The sequence below is a fragment of the Acidobacteriota bacterium genome (genome assembly GCA_020349885.1).
In the GTDB taxonomy this organism is placed as follows: domain Bacteria; phylum Acidobacteriota.
In genome coordinates, this window is the sequence record CP070701.1 from 1,594,849 (window position 1) to 1,604,745 (window position 9,897).

Below are 9,897 nucleotides of genomic sequence, written 5' to 3' on the forward strand. Positions count from 1 at the left end.
GGTGCGGGAAAAAGAATCTCTTCCAGAAACAGGCGGGACTCCGGGTTTTCCGCCGGAGGCGGATATGTCTCCGCCGAAGGACGGACTCGTCCTCTGGCGAGTTTTGGCGGACAAGACCGGTGACCTCAACCGCTCGGCCATCCCTCCGTCCAATTTCCATTATAAGTCCGGAAGGATGTGCAGGAGGACCATTCCCTGCGCTTTTCTCACCGTTTTGTTCATGATAAAATCGCTCCAAATACAGTGCTCAGTGTGAACCATGAAAAGAATTATCATCGCGGCGTGCCTGATTTTGGCCGCCCTCCTGTTTGTTCTGTTCTTGCGCATTAAGGCAGGTCGCTGGCACGAAAGCGACGGCTTTCGATGGGCCAAGCTTCCGTCCCCCGGCGACGCAGGCCCCGGATTCACAAGGCTGCCGTCCGCGCAAACGGGAATCACCTTCGTCAATCGCGTCACGGACGAACAAGCCGCCAGTAACGAGCTCCTTATAAATGGCTCGGGCGTGGCGGCTGGCGACATCGACGGCGACGGCCGTTGCGACCTCTACTTCTGCCGCACAGACGGCGATAACGCCCTCTACCGCAACCTCGGCGGCTGGCGGTTCGAGGACATCACCGCCTCCGCCGGCGTCACCTGCCCCGAGCGGTTCTCCACGGGAGCCGTGTTCGCGGACGTGGACGGCGACGGCGACATGGATCTGCTGACCACGGCGCTGGGGGGCCCGAACGCGTGCTTTCGGAACGACGGCAAGGGAAAGTTCCGGGAGGTGACGGAGGAGGCGGGGCTCCAGTCGAACCTGGGGAGCACGACGATGGCGCTTGCCGACGTGGACGGAGACGGCGACCTCGACCTCTACGTCGCGCGCTACTCCCGGCAGCGCGCCCAGACGCTGGTCACGCTTCTCTCCATAAAGGCCGGCCAGTGGGTGATGCCGGACGAGTTTCGGAAACGGTTCACGAACGTGGCGGGCAGGATTGTGGAATACGGAGAACCCGACGCTCTGTACCTCAATCGCGGCAACGGACAGTTTTATAATCCCGACGTCGTCGAGGTCAAAACTTTCCTCGACGAAGACGGGCGCCCCCTTTCCTCGCTGCCCCTCGATTGGGGACTCGCGGCCCAGTTCCGCGACATCGACGACGACGGCGATCCCGACCTTTACGTCTGCGGCGACTTCTGGACGCCCGACCGCATCTGGATGAACGACGGCGCGGGGCGCTTCCGGCCCATCGGGAAGCTGGCGCTGCGCAAGACGACCTTTTTTACGATGGTCGTGGATTTCGCCGACGTGGACCGCGACGGGGACCTGGACTTCTTTTTGACCGACATGCTCAGCCGCGAGCACCAGCTCCGCAAGATGCAAATGGGGTCGATGAGTGCAGCGCCACCAATCCCCCTTGTGATCGGCGCAATCGACGACCGCCCCCAGGTGATGCAGAACGCGATGTTCGTGAACCGGGGGGACGGCACGTACGCGGAAGTAGGTCAACTGAGCGACGTCCACTCCTCGGAATGGAGCTGGTCGATCGCGTTCCTTGATGTGGATCTCGACGGGTGGGAAGACATTCTTGTGGGAAACGGGCACCTTCACGACGTTCAAGACTCAGATACCCACGAGTACATGAGGACTCTTCAGAATTTCCCGTACGAGGAGGTCCGCCGCACGTACCTGCTGATGTTTCCTCGTTTGGAAACGCCCAACATCGCCTTCCGCAACCGCGGGGACTTGACGTTCGAGGAGGTGGGACGGCAGTGGGGGTTCGACTCGCACGACATCTCGCACGGGATGGCGCTGGCCGACCTGGACGGCGACGGCGACCTGGACGTGGTCGTCAACCACCTGCGCGCCGAGGCGGGCATCTACCGGAACAACGCCCCGGCGCCGCGCGTGGCCGTCCGCCTCAAGGGAGATTCTCCTAACACGCTGGGGATCGGGGCGAAGATCCGGCTCCTGGGGGGCGCGGTGGCGGAGCAGAGCCATGAGGTGATCTGCGGGGGGATGTACCTGTCGGGGTCGGAGCCGCTGCGGGTGTTCGCGGCGGGAGATGCTCAAGAGATGACGCTGGAAGTGTGGTGGCGGAGCGGGAAGCGGAGCGTGGTGGAGGGGGTCAGGGCGAACCGCCTGTACGAGATCGAGGAGTCGGGGGCGGAGGAATGGCAGCGGCCGCAGCCCGAGGAGATAGAGCCATGGTTCGAGGACGCGAGCGGGCGGCTGGGACACGTGCACGCGGAGGAGGAGTTTGACGATTTCACGCGGCAATCGCTGCTGCCGAACCGGATGAGCCAGCTGGGGCCGGGGGTGGGGTGGACGGACGTGGACGGAGACGGAAACGAGGACCTTCTTATTGCAAGCGGCCGGGGGGGAAAGTTAGCGATATATCGAAACGACGGGCGAGGAGGGTTTGAGATATTGGCGTGGGAAAAGACGACGCAGCGGGACCAGACGACGGTGCTGGGATGGGCGCGGCCGGTGGGAGGAGCGGCGGTGCTGGTGGGGTTGTCGAGCTTCGAGGACGGGCGAAGCGACAGGGAGAGCGTGGCCCGGTACGACTTTGGTAGCACTCGAGCGATAGCGGGAGCGGGGCTGGAGGGGTACGGGTCGTCGGTGGGGCCGATGGCGATGGCGGACGTGGACGGCGACGGGGACCTGGACCTGTTCGTGGGAGGCAGGACGATACCGGGAAGATATCCGGAGAGTGCGTCGTCGAGGCTCTTTCGCAACGAAGGGGGGCGGTTCGTGCCGGACGAGGAGAACACTAAGGTGCTGCGCAACGTCGGGATGGTATCGGGCTCGGTGTTTAGTGACATCGACGGAGACGGCGACGCGGACTTGGTGCTGGCGGTGGAGTGGGGGCCCGTCAAGGTCTTCCTTAACGAGGGAGGGAACTATCAGGACGCGACGGAGGAGTTGGGCCTTTCTTCTTACACTGGCTGGTGGAACGGGGTGACTGCGGGGGACTTCGACAACGACGGGAGGATGGACATCGTGGCGACGAACTGGGGGCGGAACACGAAGTACGAGCACCACTATGACGAGGAGCACCCGCTGAGGATCTACTACGCGGACTTTGACCAAAACGGCTCGCTGGACGTGGTGGAGGCGCACTACGACAAGGCGATGGGGGTGGAGGTGCCGGAGCGCGGGTACTCGTGCACGAAGCGGTGCATGAGTTTTGTGGAGGAGGAGATGGGATCATACAAGGCGTTCGGGGGGGCGAGCATTGAAGAGTTATACGGCGAGCGGCTGAGGGGTGCGGGGGTGGTGGAAGCGACGGTGCTGGACACGATGGTGTTTATGAACCGAGGAGAGAGGTTCGAGGGGAAGGCGCTGCCGCTGGAGGCGCAGCTCGCGCCGGGGTTCGGGGTGAGCGTGGCGGACATGGACGGCGACGGGGCGGAGGACGTGTTCATGAGCCAGAATTTCTTCGCGACACAGGTGGAGACGCCGAGGATGGACGGGGGCCGGGGTCTGTGGCTGAGGGGCGACGGGAGAGGGGAGCTGACGCCGGTGCCCGGGCAGGAGAGCGGGGTGAGGGTGTACGGTGAGCAGAGGGGATGCGCGGTGGGGGATTTCGACCGGGACGGGAGGGTGGACCTGGTGGTGACGCAGAACGGGGCGGGGACGAAACTCTACCGAAACGTCAGGGCGAAGCCCGGATTGAGGGTGCGGCTGAGGGGAGGGGGGAAGAACCCGACGGGGGTGGGGGCAGTCATGCGATTGGAGTACGAGGGAGGAGAGAGGGGGCCGGCGCGGGAGGTGCACGCGGGGTCTGGGTACTGGTCGCAGGACGGGGCGGTGCAGGTGCTGGGGCAAGCGAGGGAGCCGAGGGGGATATGGGTGCGGTGGCCGGGGGGGAAAGAAGTGACGGCGGCCGTCCCGTCGGGGGCGAAAGAGATTTCCATGGACGTAGAGGAAGGCCGCCTCGAGGTGCTCCGCTGACGCCGCCGCGTCCTTTTGAGCTTCCGAGCCCGGGCTTCCGTTTCGGCGGATTAATCCCCTGTTTCCATGTTTCTATGCCGGGATTGGAGAAGGCGCACTGTCCTTGACTAGCCGGGGGCCTTACAGTATAAACTAAGATAGTTATGCCCGCCAAAGCCAACGTCAAACCGTCCAGAGGGTCTCTGGAAGACAAGCCGTTTCCAATTCTGCTCTGTGAGCTCTACCGCGGCCGCTCTTCGGGCACCGTGGTTCTTCGGCGCGACGAGACGGTCAAGGAGATTTACTTCGAGAAGGGCCATGTGAAATTCGCAACCTCGAACGATCCGGACGAGCGTTTCGGCCAGATTCTATGCCGCACCGGGAAGCTCACCATCGGGCAGCTCGAATACGCGCTGGAGTCGGCCAAGAAGCAGGAGGGGCGTTTGGGAAAAGTCTTGGTCGAGGCGGGTTTTTTGAAGCCGCCGGATTTGTTCCAGGCCTTGCGCGAACAGATTAAGGAGATTGTCGTCGGAGCCTTCCCTTGGGCTTCGGGAACGTTTGAAGTGACCAAAGGAAACCCTCGCGCGGGCGAGGCCGTCAAGCTTTCGATGGACGTAGGCGAGCTCATTCGCCAGGGCATGCGCCGCATTTCCGATCCCATGCTTCTGATGCGCGGCATCGGCTCCATGGACACGGTGCTCACGATGAGGCGGGACGCCATGACGGCCGTGAAGGAGTTTCGTCCCGGAAGCAAGGAGCAGCGCATCCTGCAAATGGCCAAGGGCGGCGTTCGCCTGCGCGACATGTGCAACACGCTCCCCTACCCGGCGGTCGAAACCTGTCAGCTCGTATACGGCCTTCTCGTGTTCGGCGTTTTGGAAAAGAAGGAAACGCTATGAAGGAGCGCCGCGAGCATCCGCGGTTCCCTGCGAGGCTTCCGGTAAAAACCACCGGGCCCGAGGGGGAGTTCGAACTGGTGACGGGAGACGTGAGCCTCGGCGGCATTAAATGCCATACCTCGCACCACATCCCTGAGATGACGCGCATGGCGTTGAGGATTGAGCTTCCCCTCGAGGAAGGCTCGGAATGGATTACCCCGAAAGGCGTCGTGGTGCGCATCGAGCCGTCGGAGCCCGTTCCCGGCCACAGCGATTACCGCGTGGCGCTCTTTTTCCTGGAGTTAAGTGACGCCGACCGCGCCAAGCTCTCGCGCTACCTCGACCGCCACCACATCATGAAGTAACCTTCGATAAAGCCATCCGAATTGAGTTCGGAAAGTGCTGCAGGTGCCGCAGGTGCGGAAGATTTGAACCCCTATGCACTTACCGTACTTTCTGCACCTTCTGCACGCTTTTAACCATCCACTACGGATGCGCCCACGGAAACGGCGTATATAGAAAACTTTTTCAGTGGTTTCACAAAACCTTAGCGCAGGCGCCTGCTTCCGGGACTCGTGATGGGAACGCCTTCGCGGCAGAGGGGGCAGCGCGTCGGCTCGTAGGTGGGAAGCCGCAACGAAATGAGCGCGTGAAAGGGTGCGCGTCCCTTGATCTCGAGCGAGGACGCACCGCGCCGCACCAGCGCCGCGATGCCCGCGATGCGCCCGCCCTGGGCGCGAACGGCCTGTATTACCTCCTGCGTGGATTTTCCCGTGGTGACGACGTCCTCGGCCACGAGAACGCGCGCCCCGCGCGGAACCGAAAACCCGCGGCGGAACACCATGCGCCCCTCTTTGCGCTCGGCGAAGACGGATTCCGCCTTCAGCGCGCGTGCGAGCTCGTACCCGACAACGATGCCGCCCACGGCGGGGGCGGCCACGATTTCGACGCCCGCTCCGGGCTTCTTGAACGGGGCGGCGAGCGCCTTCGCGAGGCGGGCGGCGACCGACGGCTTTCGCAACACGAGGGCGCACTGCACGTACTGGCCGCTGTGAAGGCCGCTTGAGAGCAAAAAATGGCCCGTAAGAAGTGCGCCTTCGCGCACGAAAATGCGCAGAAAGGCCCGTTCACGAGGAGCGGCGGGGGCATCGAGGCGTTTTTTCGGCATGGTCATCGCACGGTTTCCAAAGCCACGACAGCGCGTCGTGCGTTTATCGTCTTGTCCTAGAGGCCCACACTATAGCACGAATCCTTGCCGAAAGTCGAAAGGGATGTCGAGCCCCCGACCCCGCGATATGGAGGTGAGGAAACGGTAAGGCAGGCGCTTGTTTCTATGTCAGGATTGGGGTTTTTCGGTAGGATTCATGTGACGCGATTCGCGTCCTTGACTCCCCCGCCGTCCCTCGGCTAACGTGGACGGATGCTCTCCCGCGTTCGGAGCGCCGCGACGTTCGGTGTGGACGCCTACCTGGTCGAGGTCGAGGTGGACCTTGTGCCCGGGATGCAGACCTTCACGGTGGTGGGGCTTCCCGACGCCGCGGTGAAGGAAAGCCGCGACCGCGTGGAGGCCGCCATCAAGAACTCCGGCTACCATTTCCCCACCGGAAAGCGCGTCACGGCGAACCTTGCGCCGGCGGATATCAAAAAGGAGGGCACGGCGTTCGACTTGCCCATTGCGCTGGGGGTCATGGCTTCGTCTGGCCAGGTGCCGCAGGGCGTTTTGGAGAAAAAAATTTTTCTCGGGGAGCTTTCGCTGGACGGCACGGTGCGCCCGGTCCGGGGGGCGCTTTCGATGGCGCTCGCGGCGCGCGGGGAGGGCACCGGGGGGATGTTCGTTCCGCGCGACAACGCGCGGGAGGCGGCGCTGGTCGAGGAATCTCCGGTCTACGGCGTCTCGTCGCTCGCGGAGGCGGTGACGGCGCTCACGGGGGAGCGGCCGCTGGAGGCGGTGCAGGCGGACCGCGAGGCGCTCTTTCAAAAAGAGTCGACCTACGCGGAAAATTTCCACGACGTGAAGGGCCAGGAGCACGCGAAGCGCGCCCTGGAGGTGGCGGCGGCGGGTGGCCACAACGTTTTGCTCATCGGCCCGCCCGGGAGCGGCAAAACGATGCTCGCGCGGCGGCTGCCGTCCATTCTTCCTCCGATGACGTTCGACGAGGCGCTCGAGACGACCAAAATTTTCAGCGTCTCCGGGCAGCTCGGCAAGCGCTCGCTTGTGGCGACGCGGCCCTTTCGCGCGCCGCACCACACCGTTTCCTACGCCGGCCTCATCGGAGGCGGCACGATTCCCGTGCCCGGCGAGGTGAGCCTCGCGCACCACGGCGTTCTCTATCTCGACGAGCTTCCCGAGTTTCACCGCGACGTCCTGGAGATGCTCCGCCAGCCGCTCGAGGACCGCGAGGTCACGATCTCGCGCGTCGCCCGCACCGTGACCTTCCCGTCGTCCTTCATGCTGGTCGCCTCGATGAACCCCTGCCCCTGCGGGTTCTACAACTCGAACGTCAAGGACTGCGCCTGCGCGCCGCACCAGATCCGCCGGTATCTGTCCAGGATCTCGGGGCCGCTCCTCGACCGCGTCGACATCCACCTCGACGTTCCGGCAGTTCCGTACAAGGACCTCGCCGAGCGCTCCGCCGGCGAGTCTTCCTCCGTCATCGCCGCGCGCGTGGCGCGGGCGCGGGAGCGCCAGCTCGTGCGCTTCGCCGGAAAAGACTCCGCCGAGTCGAGCCCCGATGCCCCGGGCCGCCTCTTCTTTAACGCACACATGGGGCGGCGCGACGTGGAAACGTTTTGCCCGCTTACGCAGGAGTGCCGGAAGCTCCTCGAGGCGGGGATGAAGAAGTACGGCCTCTCGGCGCGCGCCTACGACCGCATTCTCAAGATGGCGCGAACCGTGGCCGACCTGGCGGACGTGGAAGAAATCGAGCCGGCCCATATCTCCGAGGCCCTCCACTACCGCACGCTTGAGCTGTGGGGATTCCATTTGTGAGCTAAACCGCTTCTCTGATAACCTGGAGCGCGGCATAAGATGAATCTTCGCAACCGCTTCGTACTGGGTGTGTGCTTCTTCCTCTCGGGGGCCACCAGCCTCGCCCTCGAGGTGGCGTGGGCGAAGGAGCTCTCCTACATCCTCGGCAACACGCTCTACGCCGTCGCCACGGTGGTGGCGGCGTTCATGGCGGGCCTCGGCCTTGGGAGCGCCTTGGCGGGCCGCTACGCCCCGCGCGTGCTCCGGCCCGTGCTGGCCTATGCGGGGATGGAGTGGGTGATCGCCGCTTGCGGGATCTTTTCGATCCCCGTGTTCCGCTCGACGGAGGGAATTTTTCGGCTTCTTTACAATGTGCTGGAGCCGGGGCACGGGGCGTTTCTTGTGGTGAGGTTCCTGGTGGTGTTCGGGGCGATGCTCATTCCGGTGACGTTGATGGGGATGACGCTGCCGGTGGTGGTGGGGGCGTACGGACGGAGGAAGGAGCGGTACGATTTCGAGGCCGGGACGCTGTACGGGGTGAACACGCTTGGGGCGGTGGCCGGGACGCTCGTGGCGGGATTCTTCCTCTTACCGTGGCTGGGTTTGTTGAAGACGTGCGTGGCGGTGGGGACGGTGGACGCGTTGGTTGGAGTGGTGGCGTGGTGTGTGAACAGGCGCGTGGGGGCGATCGAGGACATCCGGCTTGCCAGACAAGTCCGGACGCAGGAGCCGGAACAAGCGGAGTCCGTGGGAGGAAAAACATGGACGCCGATGCAGTTAATGATCGGGGGAGTGTTTTTGGTGTCGGGGGCGGTTGCGATGGTGTACGAGGTGGGGTGGTTTCGGCTGTTGGCCTTGGTGATGGGGCCGTCGGTGCATGCGTTTTCGGTGATGCTTGGGATATTTCTGGTGGGGGTGGGGCTTGGGAGCGTGGCGGCTGCGAAGTGGGCGGAGAGGACGAAGAGGCCGCTGATGGCGATGGCGGCGCTGGAGGGAGTTATCGGGGTGGCGGCGCTGGGGACGATGGCGTTCTACAACGAGCTGCCGGTATGGTATTTTCATTTATTCCGCAAGCTGGCTGGAGAGGGTGGCGGCGGATGGTACGTTGCGGCGCAGGGGATGGTGGCCGCCGCCGTTGTCTTGGTGCCGACGCTTGGGATGGGGGCGCTGTTTCCGGTGGTGGTGAGGGCGTTCCGGGAGGCGTCGAGAGAGGGAATGGTGCCGGAGGAGAACGTGGGAAAATTGTACGTGCTGAACACTGTGGGAGGTATCGTGGGGAGCCTGGCGGCGGGGTTTTGGCTGGTGCCGGGGATGGGGATGTGGAAGACGGTGCTTCTGGCGAGCGGGGTGAGCGTGGCGCTTGGGCTCCTCGTGTGGATGGCGGTGCGGGAGGTGGCACTTTTGCCTAAGGCGGCGCTCGCTACGGTTTTCGCCCTGGTTGTGGTGGGAGGTATGTGGGCGCTTCCCGAGTGGAACGCGCTTCTTCTCAACCATGGCCTCTACCGCACGATGCGCGACGCGAAACGATTTGACCAGAAGCGCAAGCTTGAGGGGAGAACCTTGCTTTTTTACCGCGAGGGCGTCAACACGACGGTGGCGATTTTAAGGTCTCGCGGGAACATCAGCCTGCGAGTGTCCGGGAAAGCCGACGCGAGCACGTTCGCCGTGGACCTCTACACCCAGCTTTTCGTGGGACAGCTTCCGACTCTGTTCGCCCGCAACCCCCGGCGCGTGGCCGTCATCGGTTACGGAAGCGGCATGAGCGCCGGCGCGGCGCTTAGCCACACTTCGGTCGAGTCGCTCGACGTTCTGGAGATCGAAAAAGGCATCATCGAGGGCTCGAAATATTTCGAGTTTCTCAACGACGACCCTTTCGACGACCCGCGCACGCATCTCGTGCTTGAAGACGGCCGCATCCATATGACCTACACCGACAAGGTCTACGACGTCATCGCCTCCGCACCCTCGAATCCTTGGGTGGCTGGGACGGCGAACCTTTTCACTGTGGATTTCTACGAGCTGGTGCGCGCCCGGTTGGCGCCCGACGGCGTCTTCGGCCAGTGGTTCCAGTTGTACGAGGTGTCGGAAGATTCGTTCAAAACGGTGGTAGCGTCGCTGCATGAGGTGTTTCC

General features: G+C 63.8%; 6 protein-coding genes. 5 read left to right on the forward strand and 1 reads right to left on the reverse strand.

The features are described from left to right. Positions 1-259: 259 nt before the first annotated feature. The 3 genes from JSV08_06900 (at position 260) to JSV08_06910 (ending at position 5,162) form a co-directional block, all read left to right on the forward strand. On the forward strand, positions 260-3,940 hold the full coding sequence (locus JSV08_06900) for a VCBS repeat-containing protein (protein UCF80240.1): 3,681 nt from the start codon (positions 260-262) through the stop codon (positions 3,938-3,940). A gap of 143 nt (positions 3,941-4,083) precedes the next feature. Beyond that, positions 4,084-4,818, forward strand: coding sequence for a DUF4388 domain-containing protein (locus JSV08_06905; protein ID UCF80241.1), 735 nt, complete (start codon positions 4,084-4,086; stop codon positions 4,816-4,818). Then, positions 4,815-5,162, forward strand: coding sequence for a PilZ domain-containing protein (locus tag JSV08_06910; protein ID UCF80242.1), 348 nt, complete (start codon positions 4,815-4,817; stop codon positions 5,160-5,162). Before JSV08_06905 ends, JSV08_06910 begins: the two co-directional genes overlap by 4 nt. A gap of 182 nt (positions 5,163-5,344) precedes the next feature. On the opposite strand, the gene JSV08_06915 is transcribed toward JSV08_06910, so the two are convergent. Next, entirely contained in the window at positions 5,345-5,965 is a 621-nt protein-coding gene (locus tag JSV08_06915) for an orotate phosphoribosyltransferase (GenBank protein UCF80243.1), read from the reverse strand. 252 nt (positions 5,966-6,217) lie between these two features. On the opposite strand from JSV08_06915, the gene JSV08_06920 reads away from it, so the two are divergent. Together JSV08_06920 and JSV08_06925 are read left to right on the forward strand one after the other, a co-directional pair. Next, entirely contained in the window at positions 6,218-7,786 is a 1,569-nt protein-coding gene (locus JSV08_06920; protein UCF80244.1) for a YifB family Mg chelatase-like AAA ATPase, read from the forward strand. A gap of 39 nt (positions 7,787-7,825) precedes the next feature. Continuing rightward, the coding region (locus JSV08_06925; GenBank protein ID UCF80245.1) for a fused MFS/spermidine synthase at positions 7,826-9,897 on the forward strand (2,072 nt) is incomplete at its 3' end.

Excerpts from the sequence above, each read along its gene's own strand:
- JSV08_06900 (UCF80240.1), top strand. The coding sequence starts at position 260 with ATGAAAAGAATTATCATCGCGGCGTGCCTGATTTTGGCCGCCCTCCTG.
- JSV08_06905 (UCF80241.1), top strand. The coding sequence starts at position 4,084 with ATGCCCGCCAAAGCCAACGTCAAACCGTCCAGAGGGTCTCTGGAAGAC.
- JSV08_06910 (UCF80242.1), top strand. The coding sequence starts at position 4,815 with ATGAAGGAGCGCCGCGAGCATCCGCGGTTCCCTGCGAGGCTTCCGGTA.
- JSV08_06915 (UCF80243.1), bottom strand. The coding sequence starts at position 5,965 with ATGCCGAAAAAACGCCTCGATGCCCCCGCCGCTCCTCGTGAACGGGCC.
- JSV08_06920 (UCF80244.1), top strand. The coding sequence starts at position 6,218 with ATGCTCTCCCGCGTTCGGAGCGCCGCGACGTTCGGTGTGGACGCCTAC.